Origin of the sequence: Streptomyces sp. NPDC019890, assembly GCF_044903445.1 — a bacterium.
Taxonomy (GTDB): Bacteria; Actinomycetota; Actinomycetes; order Streptomycetales; family Streptomycetaceae; genus Streptomyces.
On record NZ_JBJDQK010000017.1, the window covers coordinates 33,002 to 48,917 of the forward strand.

Sequence of the window (15,916 nt, forward strand, 5' to 3'; positions counted from 1 at the left end):
CGGCTTGGCGCGGCGGCGAGAAGCAGCCGCCGGGCGCCGCACCTCCCGGCGCGTCAGCCGGTCGCGTTCGCCACGTTCTTCTTCGCGGTCGACCAGGCCTTGTCGGGTGAGGTGCCCTTGCGCTCCACCTCGCTCAGCGCGTTGGTGATCTGGTCCGCGACGCTCTTGTCGTGCACGCCGAGCACCTGAACCGGAGCCGCCTTGGCCGCGTCACCGAAGATCTGGCCGATCGGGGCGTTCGAGAAGTACGGGTCCTTGGCGGCCGCGACCTTGGCGATGGCGCCGGTCGACGAGGGGAAGTTGCCCTGCTTGGTGAAGAGCTTGGCCTGCTGCTCGGGGGCGGTGAGCCACTGGATCAGCTCGTACGCCTCCTTCTTGTGCTTGGCCGCACGCGGGATCGAGAGATACGAGCCGCCCCAGTTCCCCGCTCCCGCGGGCAGCTTGGCGACGTCCCACTTGCCCTTGCCCGCGTCACCGGCCTGGCCCTTGATGTAGCCGAGCATCCAGGCGGGGCAGGGCATGGTGGCGAAGGAACCGGCCGAGAACGCCTGGTTCCACTGCGGGGACCACTGGTCGAGCTTGGCGCTCAGACCCGCCCCGGCGGCCTTCGTGGAGGCGTCCCAGGCCGCCTTGATCGCCGGATTGTCCTCGTAGATCAGCTTCCCGGAGGCGTCGTAGTACCGCTCCTTCTGCTGGCCGACCATGATCGCGTAGAGGCTGCCGACGCTGTCCACCCAGGCACTCTTGGCGGGCGCCTTCTTCTTGTACTCCTCGCCGAGCGCGAGATAGCCGTCCCAGGTGGACCACTTGGCGGCCAGTTGGGTGCGGTCGGTGGGCAGGCCGGCCTGCTTGAAGAGGTCGGTGCGGTAGCACATGGCCTCCGGGCCGACGTCCGTGCCCAGGCCCAGGATCTGGCCGTCCTTGCCGGTGGCCGCAGCCCACTTGGCCTCGGCGAACTGGTCCTTGAGCTTGTCAGCGCCGTACTGCTTCAGGTCCTCGAACTTGTCGGCCTGCTGCTGGGTGACGGCGGCGATCCGGCCCACCTCGATGCCCTGCACATCGGCGAGGCCGCCGCCGCCCGCGAGCCGGGTCTGCAGCGACTTCCAGTAGTCCTGCTCGTCCTCGGTGTCGCTCTGCTTGATCTTGATGTTCGAGTGGAGCTTCTCGTACTCCGCGTAGAGCCCGGCCTCCTTGTAGCCGAAGGATCCGAAGAGGTCCACGGTGAGCGTGACCTTGCCGCCCGCGCTGTCGGACGTGCCGTCCGACGAACCGGATCCACAGGCGGCGAGCAGTGCCCCGGCGAGCGCGACCGCACCCAGGCGGACAGCGGCCCTCTTGGCGGCTCGGGCGATGGGCATGGGAAGCCTCCCTTGGCTTCGGTGGAGCGAGAGCGGTTGAGAGCGCTCTCAGATATGCGTCTGGAGCGTGCCCCGGAGGAGCTCGCCCCGTCAAGACTCGAACACATAACGGCTTGGACTCGGGGGCAACTACCTGCGCTGTCCCACGTATTGACACCTGTGTTTCAGGAGTTTTACGTTCAACGGCATCTGAGAGCGCTCTCAGCCCCCCTTCCCGCCTTTCCCGTAACCACTTCGAGGTGCCATGCCAGCCCACCGCACCAGACCAGCTGCCGCGCTGATACTGGTCACCGCCCTGGCCGCCGTCGGCCTCGGCCCGGCCGCCACCGAGGCGGCGGCCGCCACCGTCCCCGTAGGGTCCGGCAGTTACTCCGACACCCGCCCCGCCGGGACGTCGGGCCCCACGACCAACACCGGCGCACCGGTCACCCCCAAGACCACCGCCGCCGCGAAGGACCGGCCTGTCCCCACCAACGACTGGTGGTCGTCCCTCGCCTTCCAGCGGTACGGCGACAATCCGTACTCCACCCCCATGTACGGCCACCCCCTCACCTACCAGGCAACGGCCGGCGGCCTCGAGGTCGGCTACCCGACGACCCCCGCGATCGTCGGCGACGGCCGCCAGTACGAGTACGCCCACAAGCGCGACCTCACCCTCGGCCTGACCGGGCTCAACTCCCCGGACACCAAGGCCGACGACTGGTCCGACTGGACCGTCACCCCCTACTGGTCGGACGGCACCCGCACGCTGCGCACCACCATCGGCCACGGCCTGCCGTTCGTATACGCCAAGGGCTCCGGCGCCGCCGCCCAGATCACCACCGCCACCGCGCCCGCCGTCTTCGCCGACCAGGGCAATGTCCTCGGCATCACCGTCGCGGGCCACCACTACGCGCTCTTCGCACCCAGCGGCAGCGACTGGACGGTCTCCGGCTCCACCATCACCGCCGGGCTCGGTGCCAAGGACTACTTCTCACTCGCCGTGCTGCCCTCCACCGACGCGCTCGCGACGTACAAGAAGTACGCGTACAGCTTCGTCACCGGCTCCAAGGCGACCTGGAGCTACAGCGGCGGAGCCGTCAAGGCGACCTACACCCTGGCCACCGAGGCCGAGGAAGGCACCGAGCGCGGCACGCTCCAGGCGCTCTACCGCCACCAGTGGCTGCACACTGCCGACCCGCTCACCTCCTACACCTATGTCTCGCCGCGCGGCACGATGAAGGTGCGCGAGGCGGTCTCCTTCGCCACCAGTCAGAAGGCGTCCGCGGTGCTGCCCGGGCTGCCGCGGACGGAGGCCGTCGACCAGGCCCGGCTGAAGGGCTACCTCGACCAGGTCGCGAACGACCCCGACCCCTTCTCCGGCTACACGGACACCTACTGGACCGGAAAGGCGCTCGGCCGGCTCGCCCAGCTGGTGCCGGTCGCCGACCAGATCGGTGAGACTGCGACCCGCGACAAACTGCTCGGCCTGATCAAGGGCAAGCTCCAGGACTGGTTCACGGCAGGCGGCGCGAACGAGTTCTCGTACGACAAGGACTGGAAGACCCTCACCGGCTACCCGGCTTCGTACGGCAGCGACACCGAGCTCAACGACCACCACTTCCACTACAGCTACTACGTCTACGCGGCCGCGATCGTCGCCCAGTACGACCCGACCTGGGCCGCCGACTCGGCCTGGGGCGGGATGGTCAAGACCCTGGTGCGGGACACGGCCAACCCCAGCCGCACCGACACCGCCTTCCCCTTCCTGCGCGGCTTCGACGTCTACGCCGGCCACAGCTGGGCCTCCGGACACCAGGGCTTCGCCGCGGGCAACAACCAGGAGTCCTCCTCGGAGTCCATCAACCTCAGCGCGGGACTTGTGCTGTGGGGCTCGGCCACCGGCGACACCGCGCTGCGCGACCTCGGGACGTATCTGCTCACCACCGAGTCCGAGGCGATCGCCCAGTACTGGTTCGACGCAGACCAGCAGGTCTTCCCGTCCTCATTCGGTCATGACACCGCCGGCATGGTGTGGGGCAGCGGCGCCGCGTACGCGACCTGGTGGACCGCCAACCCCGAGGAGATCCACGGCATCAACGTCCTTCCCGTGACGGGTGGTTCACTCCACCTGGGCGGTCAGAAGGCCGCGATCGCCCGCAACATCGCCGAGATGGAACGGGAGAACGGCGGTCCGGCCGTCGAATGGCGCGACATCCTCTGGGAGTTCCAGTCGCTCACCGACCCGGCGGGCGCGAAGGCCAAGTGGGATGCGGGCAACGCGGGCTACACCCCCGAGCAGGGCGAGTCCAAGGCGCATACGTACCACTGGATCGGCACTCTCGACGCGCTCGGCGCTCCGGACGCGACCGTGACCGGTGACATCCCCACCTCCGCGGTGTTCACCAAGGGCACGGTACGGACGTACGCAGCGCACAACTACGGCGCCACCGCCCGCACGGTCACCTTCTCCGACGGCAGGACGCTCACTGTCCCCGCGCGCTCGACGGCGACCGGAACCGGCACCGGGGGAGGCGACCCGGACCCGGATCCCGATCCCGAGCCGCCGACGGGCAACACCTTCCAGCTCCGTACGGGAGGGGCGCTCACCACGGCGACGGGCGGTGTAGCGGGCAGCGACACCATCGCATCGGCGGGCGGCGCCAACTACGACGGCACTCCGCACCAGCCGCTCGTCTACGAGATCAAGCAGGTCAACGGCACGTTCACGCCGGGCGCGGCCACCGCCTTCCGCCTCCAGCTGGATGCGGGCAGCACGGTCGGGCTCGGGCAGCAGGCCCGTATCAGCTACGACTTCACGGGTGACGGCACCTTCGACCGGACCGAGACCTATCAGTACTTCGCGACCGATCCGGTCGCGGGCTGGGAGGAGTACGCGCAGTCACGCGGCCTGAAGGCGGCGACCGGAAGTCTCGGCGACCTCAAGGGCGGCACCGTACGGCTTGAGGTGTGGAGCGCCATCGGCAACGGTACGTCCCGGCTCCAGACAGGCACGGACAAGTCCGTGCTGGTGATTCCCTTCGGTTAGCAGCTTTCTCGGGAGGCATGGCTCTGTCATGCCTCCCGGGAACAAACGCGGCGCGGGGGGTCAGCTCGGCCCCTGCCTGCCGTCGGCGTACTTCGTGGCGAGCCGGGTCAGCGCCACCGCGGCGACCAGCAGTCCGAAGTCGCGCAGCGCGATGTCGTAGTGGCCGGGAATGCTCAGCAGGTTGACGATGATGCCGGCGAGCCATCCGGCGACCAGCCAGCCTCCGAATCGTGGCGCGACCGCCACGACGACGCCTGCCACGATCTCGATCACTCCCACGGCATACATCGCCGCCTGGGCGCTGCCCGGAACGATGTCGTCGATCCACGGCGCGAGGTACCCGGGCCAGTCCACAAGGAGATTGGCGAACTTGTCCAGGCCGAACAGGATCGGGGCCACCGTGAACACGATGCGCAGGCAGAGGAACGCCTGATAGCCGGGGTCGGACAGCGCGGCCCGCCGGGGGGTGACGGACGGTGCGGACATGGATGTGGACATGGGCCTTCCTTCTCTCCAGTCTTCTATCTACAACTTTCATTAACGATAGAAGGGTCGTCTCTCTTAAGTCAATGGCTGTGGGTTTTACACTTGTGCCGTGGACCAGCTCCGTGACTCAGACTTCTCCGCCGTCGCCGCTCTTGACGAGCCCACCCGCAGACGGCTGTACGACCACGTCATACGGCAGGAGGCACCGGTCGGTCGTGACGAGGCAGCCGAGGCTCTGGGCCTCGCGCGGCAGACCGCCGCGTTCCATCTGGACCGTCTCGCGGACGAGGGCCTGCTCGATGTCGTCTACGAACGGCGCAGCGGACGGAGCGGTCCCGGCGCGGGACGGCCCGCGAAGCTCTACCGGCGTTCTTCGAAGCAGGTCACCGTCAGCCTGCCGGGACGCCGATACGACCTCGCCGGGCGGCTGCTCGCGCAGGCTTTGGAAGAGTCCGAGGCCACCGGTGAGCCGTCAAGGGCGGTACTCCACCGCAAGGCCCATGAGATGGGCGAGGAGTTGGGTACGCAGGACGGCGCCGACGCCCTCGACCTCCTGGAGCGGTACGGGTTCGAACCGCGCCTCGAGGGGGATGCCGTCGTCCTCGGGAACTGTCCCTTCCACGTGCTGGCTCGTGCGCACACCGAGACGGTGTGCGGCATGAACCTCCACCTGCTGGGCGGCCTTCTCGAGGGACTGCACGAGAGCAAGCTCCGGGCGTGCCTGGCGCCCGCCCCCGGCCGGTGCTGCGTCCGCCTGGAACCGGCGGACCAATGATCGGATGAACCGAACGAAGCGGCCCGGCCGACACCCCCCGACATGGGCGATGGGCGCCGGAAGTCAGGCCGAAGCCCGCCGTACCAGTGTGGTCGGGGTGATCACCGAGGCGGGGGCGCCCGTGTCCGGTTCGTCATCGTTCAGCACGCGCATCAGCAGCCGGACCATCAACCGGCCCATTCCCTCTATGTCCTGACGGATCGTCGTCAGCGGTGGATCGGTCGACTCGACGACCGACGCCATGTCGTCGAAGCCGACCACCGCCACGTCGTGGGGCACGCGCCGCCCGCGCTCGCGCAGCGTCCGCAGTGCCCCCGACGCCATCAGGTCGTTGGCCGCGAAGACGGCGTCCAGATCGGGGCGGCGGTCGAGCAGCTCGGCCATCGCGCGGGCGCCGCTCTCCGCCGTGAAGTCGCCCTGGCGTATCAGCTCGGGGTCGGCGTCCAGCAGGACGTCGCGGTAGCCGTCGATCCGATCCGTCGCGGAGGTCTGGTCGCGCGGCCCCGCGATGTGCGCAATGCGCTCGCGGCCGAGCGAGACCAGATGCCGTACGGCTTCCCGGGCGCCGCCACGGTTGTCGCAGTCCACATAGGGGACGGCCGGCTCGGAGGCGGCGCCGGGCCACCCGGGGCGGCCGCCGAACACGGTCGGGACCTTGACCCGGCGGATGATGGCGGGCAGTTCGTCGTCGTTGTGCAGCGAGAAGGCCAGCGCGCCGTCGACATGGCCGCCGCCGAGATAGCGGGCGATCCGGTCGTGGTCGCCGGGCCCCTCCACCCACAGGAGCACCAGCTGGGAGTCGTACGCCGTCAGCTCGCGGCTGATGCCGCGCACCTGCTGCTCGAAGAACGGGTCCGAGAAGATCCTGAACTCCGGCTCGGCGATGATCACTGCGACCGCGCCGTTGCGCCGGGTGACCAGGGTGCGGGCCGCTTGGTTGGGTACGTATCCGAGCTCCTCGACCGCCCGGCGCACCTTGTCGACGAGTGGGGCGCGGACCCCGGCGCCGCCGTTGACGACCCGGGAGGCCGTGGCTCGGGAGACGCCGGCGCGGGCCGCGACGGCTTCCAGCGTGGGGCGGGACCCGGTGGTCTGCTCGGGCAAGGCGGGTGCTCCTCGTCTGGTTCATTCAGCCGCGTCGGGGCGTACAGGATATCCGGTCCTGGCGAGCTACTGAGAGCGCTCCCACCCGGGCCCGGCCAGGGGTTCGTCCCGGGGCCTGCCCCGGACCTGCCCGGGACCTGGAACGCCGCCGTCCCCGGCCGGGGACGGCGGCGCCTCGCGACCACGCCTCGCGACTGCGGCTCAGTGCCGCAGCTCAGTTCCGCGGCTCAGTGGTGGTCGTGGTCGTGCTCGTGAATCGTGTTCGTGGCGGCGATCTTCTTCCACGACTTCGGCTGGGCGTGCTTGCCCCCGGCCTTCGCGATCCTGGCGCCCGCCGCGGCCGGAGCGCCCGGCTTGGACGGCTGGTAGAGCCAGGTGTCGAAGAGCCCGGCGAGCGGCTTGCCGGAGACCTTCTCGGCGTACTTCACGAAGTCGCCGACCTTGGCGTTGCCGTAGGCGTGCTCGGCCGGCCAGCGCTTGAGGATCGCGAAGAAGTCCTCGTCGCCGACCTCGCCCCGCAGCGCCTGGAGTGCCAGCGCGCCCCGGTCGTAGATGGCGATGTCGAACTGCTTGTCCGGGCCCGGGTCGCCGGGCCTGACCGTCCAGAAGGCGTCATCGGCCGGGTGCTGGGCGTAGACCCAGTCCGCGAGCTCCTGCGCGGTGCCCTCGCCCTCCTTCTCGGACCAGAGCCACTGGCTGTAGCGGGCAAAGCCCTCGTTGACCCAGATGTCCTTCCAGCCGTCGACGGAGACGCTGTCGCCGTACCACTGGTGGGCCAGCTCATGGACGACCACCGAGACATTCGCGCCGTTCGCGAACTGCCGCGGGCTGTAGAACGGACGGGTCTGCGTCTCCAGTGCGTAGCCGCTCGTCACATTGGGGACATAGCCACCCAGAGCGTTGAAGGGGTACGGGCCGAAGACCTCGGTCAGCCACTCGGCGACCTCGCCGGTCCGCTCGACGCTCGCCCGCGCCGCCCCCGCGTTGTCGCCGAGGTCCTTGCTGTACGCGTTGAGGATCGGCAGCCCGTCGGCCGTCTTGTCGGTGGTGATGTCGAACTTCCCGACGGCGAGCGTGGCGAGATACGACGCCTGCGGCTTGTTGGAGCGCCAGTTGTAGCGCGTCCAGCCCAGCCTCGAACTCTGCGACTGCAGGACGCCGTTGCTGATCGCCTGGGTCCCGTCGGGCACCAGGACCGAGATGTCGTACGTCGCCTTGTCCAGCGGGTGGTCGTTGCTCGGGAACCACCACACGGCCGAGTCCGGCTCCTGGGCGGCGACTCCGCCGTCCGGAGTGCGGTGCCAGGCGGTGTACCCGCCGATGTTCAGCTCGGAGGGCTTGCCCGCATAGCGGACGACCACCGAGACGGGCCTGCCCTTGTCCAGCGGCGCGGCGGGAGTGATGACCAGCTCCTGGTCACCTTCCTTCTTGAACTGCGCCTTCCTGTTGTTGACCCGCACCTCACTGACGTCAAGACCGAAGTCGAGGTTGAAACGGCTCAGGTTCTGCGTGGCGGTGGCGAGGATCGTCGCCGTGCCTTCGAGCAGATCGGTGGCGGGCTGGTACTTCAGCCTCAGGTCGTAGTGGGATACGTCGTATCCGCCGTTTCCGCTGGCCGGGTAGTAGGTGTCGCCAATGCCCGGGGCGCCCGGCGAGGCGTCGGCGGCCGATGCCGGGATCGCCAGCAGCAGTGAGGCCGCGAGCGCGCTCGGGACGATGAGTCTGCGGTGCACGGATGCTCCAAGTCGTGGGGGTCGATGATCTCTTGAACCCTATTCAGGCCCGCCGCCCGCAGTCAGGAGCGCCGTTCGGCCTTTCATGTGATCGCCATTCGGCCGACATGAACCCGGGTATCCCTCTCGTCACTCTGATGCGCTGATTGCCCTCTGTCGCAGGGGAGTTGACCGGAGTACTTTCCGCCCATGCCGAAACGCGCGGGGAGCTCCCGCTGGACGTGCAGATTGCTGGTGGTGGCGGCCTCGGCCGCCCTGATGGCCATGACCCTGTCCCCGACGAGCGCACAGAGCGTGCCCGTGCAGGAGAGCAAGCCCGTACGGGAGAGCAAGCCCGTCTACTCGTACGAGAACGCGGTACGCGAGTCCGTCTGGGTGGACATCCGTCTCGACGGCGACGGTGACGGCAGGACCGACCGCGTAGCCGTCGACATCGTCCGGCCGCGCGAGCCCGCCCAGCAGGGCCGCAAGATCCCCGTGATCATGGACGCCAGTCCGTACTACTCCTGCTGCGGGCGCGGCAACGAGAGCCAGAAGAAGACGTACGACGCAAACGGCAACGTTGTCCAGTTCCCGCTCTTCTACGACAACTTCTTCGTCCCGCGCGGCTATGCCTTCGTCGCGGTCGACCTGGCCGGAACCAATCGTTCCGACGGGTGTGTCGACGTGGGCGGCCGCTCCGACGTCCAGTCCGCCAAAGCCGTCGTCGACTGGCTGAACGGCCGCGCCCGTGGCTACACCACCCGCACCGGCGGCGTGCCCGCCCGGGCTGGCTGGACCAACGGTGACACCGGGATGATCGGCAAGAGCTACGACGGCACGATCGCCAACGGCGTCGCCGCCACCGGAGTCGAGGGGCTCAGGACGATCGTCCCGATCGCGGCCATCTCCTCCTGGTACGACTACTACTTCGCGAAGGGCGCCCCGCTGTACGACTCGGGACCCGAATGGCTCTCCGACTATGTCGAGAGCCCCGAGGCCCGCGCCCGCTGCCAGGCCGTCCAGAAGCGGCTGGTGGACGAGGCTCCGCGCACCGGCGATCTGACCGGGCTGTGGAGCGAGCGCGACTATGTGCGCACCGCGGACCGGGTCCGGGCCAGCGTCTTCGCCGTGCACGGCATGCAGGACCTCAACGTCCGCACCAAGCACTTCGGTCAGTGGTGGGACGCCCTCGCCGCGGGCGGCGTGGAGCGCAAGGTCTGGCTCTCCCAGACCGGACATGTCGACCCGTTCGACTTCCGCCGGACCGCATGGGTGCCGACCCTGCACCGCTGGTTCGACCACTACCTTCTCGGCTACGACAACGGCATCGAGCGTGAGCCGATGGCCGACATCGAGCGCGCCCCCGACCAGTGGTCCACCGACCGCCTCTGGCCGCCCCGGGCCACCACGACCACCAGCCTCCGCCCGGACAAGGGCGCCGCGGCGGGGGTCGGCATCCTCGGGCTGAAGCCGGCCGACCCCGGCGCGACCGAGACCTTCACCGACGACCGTACGCAGGACGAGACCGACTGGGCCGCCCGGATCGACAGTTCAACACCCGCGAAGGCGGGCTTCGTCACCAAGCCGCTGGGCCGCGAGCTGCGCCTGTCCGGCTCCTCCAAGGTGACGGTCACCGCCACGCCCTCCACGACGAGCGCCCATCTCTCCGCCGTCCTCGTCGACCTCGGGCCCGACACCATCCGCGACTACGCGGCCGCCGGCGAAGGCATCACCACGCTCACCGAGCGCAGCTGCTGGGGAGCCGCCACCCAGGGCGACAGTCCCTGCTTCAAGGAGACCAAGGCGCGCACGGCCGCCGTCGGCTACACGGTCTTCAGCCGCGGCTGGGCCGATCTCGGCAACTACGCCTCCGATGCCAAGGGCCGCCCGCTGACGCCCGGTACGTCGTACACCATCACCCTCGATCTGCACGCGAGCGATCACATCGTCCCGGCCGGGCACCGGCTCGCCCTGATCGTCGCCGGTACGGACCGGGATCTGATCGACCCGCCCGCAAGCACCCCGACGCTCACCCTCGATCTGGCCCGGACCTCGGCGAAGCTGCCGATCGTCGGTGGCGCCCCCGCCTTCGTACGTGCCACCGCCGGGTCCGCCGCGTCCATCGCACCGAGCGGCTCCCGGCTCAGCGGTGTGGCCGAACCCCGTCCGATCCGACCGATCCCCTCAGGCGGCAGCCGATGATGCTCCGTATCCGCGCTCTCGTCCTCACTGCCACGGCCGCGGCGCTCGCCGTGCCGCTCGTCACGGTGCCGGCCGAGGCGGCGCACGGCCTGCCGCGCACCGGCTTCGAGACCAGCAACGGCGCCCGCTGGACCAGTCAGCCCGAGGAGCAGTCGTTCCTCGCCGCCGTCGACCGCGGCAGCGACCGGGTCTCGGTCGGCCGGATCGGAACGACCAAGCAGGGGCGGCCGCTCCAGCTCGTACGCATCGGTGCCGAGCACGCCGCCAACACGGTGCTGCTGGTCTGCACCCAGCACGGCGACGAGCCCTCGGGCCGTGATGCCTGTCTGACCACGATCCGGGATCTCGCGTACGCGAAAGACCGCGACACGCGCAGGCTGCTGTCCCGGACCAGGATCCTTGTCGTCCCCACCGCCAACCCGGACGGCCGGGCTGCCGACACCCGTACCAATTCCGACGACGTGGACATCAACCGCGACCACATCGCGCTGAAGACGGCCGAGGCACGGGCGCTCGCCGCCGTCATCCGCGACCAACGACCGGACGTCATCTACGACTTGCACGAGTACGGTGCAACGCCGCCCTACTACGACAAGGACCTGTTCGACCTCTGGCCGCGCAATCTCAACACCGACGCCGCGGTCCACCAGGAGTCGCAGACCCTGTCCGCGGGCTATGTCCGCCCGGCCGCGCACGACGGCGGCTACACCACCGGCACCTATGGAATCTGGACCGACCCGGTCACCGGCGACCCCATCAAACAGACCGCGGGCGACGGCCAGGAGCGCATCCTGCGCAATGCCTCGGGTGTCAAGAACGCGCTCGGTCTGCTCATCGAAAGCCGGGTCGACCCCCTGACGGACGAGGAGAAGGCCGACCCTGCGCTGAACAACCGGCGCCGGGTGGACAGTCAACTGGCCGCACTGGACGGCCTTTTGGCCTTCACCGACGAGCGTCGCGGCCGGATCGGGGCCGCGACGACCGCCGCCCGGCTGGCCGGGTTCAAAGACCGCGGCCCGGTCTATCTGGGCGGCGCCGACAACGAACCGGCGACGCCGGAGCAGACCTTGGAGGATCCGCCCTGCGGCTACCGCCTCGACGCGGCGCAGTACGCGGACGTCAAGGATGAACTGGCCCTGCACGGAGTCCGATCGAGGCCGGACGGGGACGGGGCGTTCGTACCCCTGCGTCAGTCCCAGCGCGAACTGATCCCGCTGCTGCTCGATGCGCGCGCCACGTACCACCTCACATCGGCGCAAGAGGTCACCGCCTGTTGAGGCCGGACCCGTCCTCAGCCGCCGGACGGGCTCACATGGAGCCCGTCCGGCGACCGGAGGCCGGGGAACCAAGGGCCTGTCCGGCCAGCGCGGCCGCCGCCTCGGCGCAGCCCCAGGCGACCGTCACCCCCGCGCCGCCGTGGCCGTAGTTGTGGATCAGCAGCCCGCCGCCCGGCAGCGGCTCCGCCTCGATCCGCACCCCGGCCGCCCTGGCCGGACGCAGCCCGGCTCGATGTCCGAGGATCCGCGCCCCCGCGATTTCCGGACGGATCCGCGCACAGCGCGCCATGATCTCCTCGGCCGTCGCCGGATCCGGCGCGAGCCGCCAGTCGCCTTCCTCCGCCGTGCCGCCCAGAATCAGCCGCCCGGGCTGCGGGAAGAAGTACGTCGTCTCGGCCGACGCATGGTCGACCGCGGTGAACCACTCCTCGATCCCCGGGTTCTCCACCAGCACCAACTGCCCGCGTACCGGCAGCAGCTGGTCGTCCGCGGCCAGCTCGCGCGCGCCAAGACCGGTGCAGTTGACCACGACCCGCGCCCGGTCCGCGGCCTCGGCGAAGGAACCGATCGCCCGGGTGTGCAGCGTGCCGCCCGCGGATTCGAGGCGCCGCCGCAGCCAGCCCAGATGTACCGGCATGTCGATCAGCGGGATCCGGGCCCAGAGCCCTGCCGTGTATCCCTCGGGCAGCTCATCCGCGCGGGCCGCGCGCAGTCCCTGGACCTGGGCGGCCCAGGGGCCGAGAGCGGACAGCCGCTCGCCGGCCTGGATGCCCGGGACCAGGCGTACACCACTCTCGGCGGGGTTCGCGGCGAGCTTCTCGTACACCCGCAGTGAGGCGAGTGACCAGTCGCCGACCCGCTCCTTGGGCTCGATGCGGTACGGCCACCACAGGGCGCCGGCCACCGCGGACGTCGTGCTGTCCGCCGCGTCCCGCGTCCACAGCTGAACGCCACGGCCGCTCTCCGCCAGGACGATCGCGGTCGTCAGTCCGATGACTCCGCCGCCCACCACGATCACATCGCCGCTCATGGCGGGACCGTAGCTCATCGGCGTGTGCCGCGCTCGGAACAGGTCACAGGTGGGAATACTCAGGACATGTCTGCTTCATACGCGACCTTCGGGCTGGCGCCGGCGATGCGGGCCGGGGCAGTCCTCGCGGATGGTGTCCATCAAGTGCACCGGGACTTCATGGACTTCGTCGTCGATGGGCGGCCGCTGCTCTTCCAGCTCTGTGACCTGGACGCCGTCTCGCCTCTTGCCTCCGACATACCTCCGGCGATCTTCACCGCCCAGGTGCGCACTCTGCTGCTCGACGCCCCCGCCCCGCTGGCGGACGGGCGCTGCGTGATTTACGGCTGTCCCGAGTGCGAAGGCATCGAATGCGGCGCGGTGACGGCCGTCATCGAGCGGGACGGGGAAGATGTCGTCTGGCGTGACTTCGCCTGGCAGACCTCCGAGACGGCGGATCTGGAGCTCAACGGCTACCAGGGGATAGGGCCGTTCCGCTTCCGCGGTGACGCGTACCGGGCGGAGCTGGAAGGCTTGCTGGCAGACGGCGAGGACGCGGCGCTCGTCCGCCGCCGGGTCCTCCTGATCGGTGCGCGCGTCGCCGTACTGGCCAAGCTGGCCGCGGCCCTGCGCATGATCGGCATCGGCGCGGACATCACGCACGACGCGTCCCAAGTCCCCGCGGACGAGCTGCGTATGTATGGCGCGGTGGCCTTCGGACATGCCGTGGGGAAGGCGGAACGCGCGGCCGTGCGCGGGGCTTTCGAGGCGGCGGGTGCGAAGGTGGCGTACGTGGAGGGGCTCGCCCCGATCATCCCGCTGCTGGTCGCGCAGATAGAACACGCCCTGGACTGGACCCCGTTGGAGCTTCGCAGGCTGACCCGCATGACGGCGTCCGACGGTGCTGCGCGTATGGAGGTCGCCTCGGCCTGCCGGGTGAAGCTGGTCGCGTACCGCCTGGACCGGCTGTCCCGGACGCACACGCGGGAGGTGTTCGACGCGATGCTGGAGCCGGGTGAACACCTGATTCCGCTGGACCGGCGGGCGGTGAAGGGGATGTCGTTCCTGGTGGCGCGGACAACGGGGAGCGTGCTGGTGGCGCCGGTGGTGCACCCGCAAAGGGCTTGATCACGTCATGTGGTGCCGGCAGCATCGCCTCGCGAGCCCTGCGGGCGGCCCGTGCGGCTCGTGCGGCTCGTGCAGCTCTGAAGGGGGAGGGACGGGATATGCCTCAGCTCCTCGCCCCGCGGGCGCCCCGGCGGGCCGAGTGGGCGCCCCCGTTAGGATCGGCCATCTGATGACTGCCACCCTCGTCGCCAAGGACCTCGCCGCCGGACACGGCGACCGCTCGCTCTTCTCCGGGCTCGACCTCGTCGTCGCGCCCGGCGATGTGATCGGCCTCGTCGGTGTCAACGGCGCGGGCAAATCGACCCTGCTGCGCCTGCTCGCCGGACTCGACCGGCCCGAGCAGGGCGAGCTCAGGCTCTCCCCGCCCACCGCCACCGTCGGCCACCTCCCGCAGGAGCCGGAGCGCCGCCCGGGCGAGACCGTACGGGACTTCCTCGCCCGCAGGACCGGCGTCGCCGCCGCCCAGTGCGCCATGGACGAGGCGACCCAGGCGCTCGTCGACGGTGCGCCCGGCGCCGACGACGCCTACGCCGACAGCCTGGAGCGCTGGCTCGCCCTCGGCGGCGCGGACCTGGACGAACGCGCCGACGAGGTCGCCGACTCGCTCGGCCTGACCATCGGGCTCGACCTGCCGATGACCGCGCTCTCCGGCGGTCAGGCGGCCCGCGCCGGGCTCGCCTCGCTGCTGCTGTCCCGCTACGACGTCTTCCTGCTGGACGAGCCGACCAATGACCTCGACCTGGACGGCCTCGACCGCCTGGAGACCTTCGTACAGGGCCTGCGCGCCGGGACGGTCGTCGTCAGCCACGACCGTGAGTTCCTGACCCGCACCGTCACCAAGGTCCTCGAACTCGATCTTGCGCAGCAGCAGATCACCCTGTACGGCGGCGGTTACGCGGCGTATCTGGAGGAGCGGGAGACCGCCCGTCGGCACGCCCGCGAGGACTTCGACGAGTACGCCGACAAGAAGGCGTCGCTCGAGGGCCGGGCCCAGATGCAGCGGTCCTGGATGGACAAGGGCGTCAAGAACGCCCGCCGCAAGGCGACGGACAGCGACAAGCTGGGCCGCAAGTTCCGCAGCGAGGCGAGCGAGAAGCAGGCGGCGAAGGCCCGCCAGACACAACGCATGATCGAGCGCCTCGATGTGGTCGATGAGCCCCGCAAGGAGTGGGAGCTGCGGATGGAGATCGCGTCCGCGCCACGCTCCGGCTCGGTCGTCGCGACCCTTCGCGGCGCCGAGGTCCGGCGCGGCGACTTCTCCTTCGGACCGGCCTCGCTCCAGATCGACTGGGCCGACCGGGTCGCCATCACCGGCGCCAACGGAGCGGGCAAGTCCACCCTGCTCGCCGCCCTGCTGGGCCGCCTTCCGCTGGACGCGGGCCAGGCCTCGCTCGGCTCGGGCGTCGTGGTCGGCGAGGTCGACCAGGCCCGGGGCCTGTTCTACGGCACCGAGTCGCTGCTCGACGCCTTCTGCGCGGCCGTCCCCGAGACCGAACCCGCGGAAGTGCGCACCCTGCTCGCCAAGTTCGGCCTGAAGGCGGAGCACGTGCTGCGCCCTGCCACCACGCTCTCGCCCGGCGAGCGCACCCGCGCCGCACTGGCGCTGCTCCAGGGGCGCGGCGTCAATCTCCTCGTACTGGACGAGCCGACGAACCACCTCGACCTGCCCGCGATCGAACAGCTCGAGTCGGCGCTCGACTCGTACACCGGCACGCTGCTGCTGGTCACGCACGACCGCCGGATGCTCGACGCGGTCCGCACCACGCGCCGTATCGAGGTGGCCGCGGGCAAGGTCACCGAACTGTGATCGCCTGCTGAACAGCAGCACACGCAC

At 70.1% G+C, this 15,916-nt stretch carries 11 protein-coding genes; 6 read left to right on the top strand and 5 right to left on the bottom strand.

All coding sequences use genetic code 11. From position 1 onward, the window contains the following. Positions 1–53: 53 nt before the first annotated feature. Positions 54–1,358, bottom strand: a complete 1,305-nt coding sequence (locus tag ACI2LP_RS31220; protein WP_404727892.1) for an extracellular solute-binding protein — start codon at positions 1,356–1,358, stop codon at positions 54–56. Between the two features lie 244 nt (positions 1,359–1,602). On the opposite strand from ACI2LP_RS31220, the gene ACI2LP_RS31225 reads away from it, so the two are divergent. Beyond that, positions 1,603–4,386: a glycosyl hydrolase gene (locus ACI2LP_RS31225; protein ID WP_404727893.1), complete on the top strand. Its 2,784-nt coding sequence runs from the start codon at positions 1,603–1,605 to the stop codon at positions 4,384–4,386. A 60-nt stretch (positions 4,387–4,446) separates the two neighbouring features. Here ACI2LP_RS31225 and ACI2LP_RS31230 read toward each other — a convergent pair whose 3' ends face one another. Continuing rightward, positions 4,447–4,884 (bottom strand): hypothetical protein, encoded by a 438-nt coding sequence (locus tag ACI2LP_RS31230; protein ID WP_404727894.1) that lies wholly within the window; start codon positions 4,882–4,884, stop codon positions 4,447–4,449. Between the two features lie 97 nt (positions 4,885–4,981). Here ACI2LP_RS31230 and ACI2LP_RS31235 point away from each other — a divergent pair, with 97 nt between their 5' ends. Further along, a complete protein-coding gene (locus ACI2LP_RS31235; protein WP_404727895.1) occupies positions 4,982–5,647 on the top strand; it encodes a helix-turn-helix transcriptional regulator in 666 nt (221 codons plus the stop codon). Positions 5,648–5,710: 63 nt separating this feature from the next. Here ACI2LP_RS31235 and ACI2LP_RS31240 read toward each other — a convergent pair whose 3' ends face one another. Both ACI2LP_RS31240 and ACI2LP_RS31245 read right to left on the bottom strand, forming a co-directional pair. Then, positions 5,711–6,751: a LacI family DNA-binding transcriptional regulator gene (locus tag ACI2LP_RS31240; RefSeq protein WP_404727896.1), complete on the bottom strand. Its 1,041-nt coding sequence runs from the start codon at positions 6,749–6,751 to the stop codon at positions 5,711–5,713. Between the two features lie 227 nt (positions 6,752–6,978). Beyond that, on the bottom strand, positions 6,979–8,484 hold the full coding sequence (locus tag ACI2LP_RS31245; protein WP_404727897.1) for a M1 family metallopeptidase: 1,506 nt from the start codon (positions 8,482–8,484) through the stop codon (positions 6,979–6,981). A gap of 189 nt (positions 8,485–8,673) precedes the next feature. Here ACI2LP_RS31245 and ACI2LP_RS31250 point away from each other — a divergent pair, with 189 nt between their 5' ends. Continuing rightward, positions 8,674–10,668, top strand: coding sequence for a Xaa-Pro dipeptidyl-peptidase (locus tag ACI2LP_RS31250; RefSeq protein WP_404727898.1), 1,995 nt, complete (start codon positions 8,674–8,676; stop codon positions 10,666–10,668). Further along, positions 10,668–11,945 (top strand): M14 family metallocarboxypeptidase, encoded by a 1,278-nt coding sequence (locus tag ACI2LP_RS31255; protein WP_404727925.1) that lies wholly within the window; start codon positions 10,668–10,670, stop codon positions 11,943–11,945. Before ACI2LP_RS31250 ends, ACI2LP_RS31255 begins: the two co-directional genes overlap by 1 nt. Positions 11,946–11,976: 31 nt before the next feature. On the opposite strand, the gene ACI2LP_RS31260 is transcribed toward ACI2LP_RS31255, so the two are convergent. Next, positions 11,977–12,975: an NAD(P)/FAD-dependent oxidoreductase gene (locus ACI2LP_RS31260; protein WP_404727899.1), complete on the bottom strand. Its 999-nt coding sequence runs from the start codon at positions 12,973–12,975 to the stop codon at positions 11,977–11,979. Positions 12,976–13,041: 66 nt separating this feature from the next. Here ACI2LP_RS31260 and ACI2LP_RS31265 point away from each other — a divergent pair, with 66 nt between their 5' ends. Beyond that, complete coding sequence (locus tag ACI2LP_RS31265; protein WP_404727900.1) at positions 13,042–14,082, top strand: oxidoreductase; 1,041 nt, start codon at positions 13,042–13,044, stop codon at positions 14,080–14,082. A gap of 169 nt (positions 14,083–14,251) precedes the next feature. Further along, entirely contained in the window at positions 14,252–15,889 is a 1,638-nt protein-coding gene (locus ACI2LP_RS31270) for an ABC-F family ATP-binding cassette domain-containing protein (RefSeq protein WP_404727901.1), read from the top strand. Positions 15,890–15,916 lie beyond the last annotated feature (27 nt).

What these genes read in the sequence shown, in the direction of transcription:
- ACI2LP_RS31220 (WP_404727892.1), bottom strand. Translation starts at nt 1,358, where the DNA reads ATGCCCATCGCCCGAGCCGCCAAGAGGGCCGCTGTCCGCCTGGGTGCG.
- ACI2LP_RS31225 (WP_404727893.1), top strand. Translation starts at nt 1,603, where the DNA reads ATGCCAGCCCACCGCACCAGACCAGCTGCCGCGCTGATACTGGTCACC.
- ACI2LP_RS31230 (WP_404727894.1), bottom strand. Translation starts at nt 4,884, where the DNA reads ATGTCCACATCCATGTCCGCACCGTCCGTCACCCCCCGGCGGGCCGCG.
- ACI2LP_RS31250 (WP_404727898.1), top strand. Translation starts at nt 8,674, where the DNA reads ATGCCGAAACGCGCGGGGAGCTCCCGCTGGACGTGCAGATTGCTGGTG.
- ACI2LP_RS31255 (WP_404727925.1), top strand. Translation starts at nt 10,668, where the DNA reads ATGCTCCGTATCCGCGCTCTCGTCCTCACTGCCACGGCCGCGGCGCTC.
- ACI2LP_RS31260 (WP_404727899.1), bottom strand. Translation starts at nt 12,975, where the DNA reads ATGAGCGGCGATGTGATCGTGGTGGGCGGCGGAGTCATCGGACTGACG.
- ACI2LP_RS31265 (WP_404727900.1), top strand. Translation starts at nt 13,042, where the DNA reads ATGTCTGCTTCATACGCGACCTTCGGGCTGGCGCCGGCGATGCGGGCC.
- ACI2LP_RS31270 (WP_404727901.1), top strand. Translation starts at nt 14,252, where the DNA reads ATGACTGCCACCCTCGTCGCCAAGGACCTCGCCGCCGGACACGGCGAC.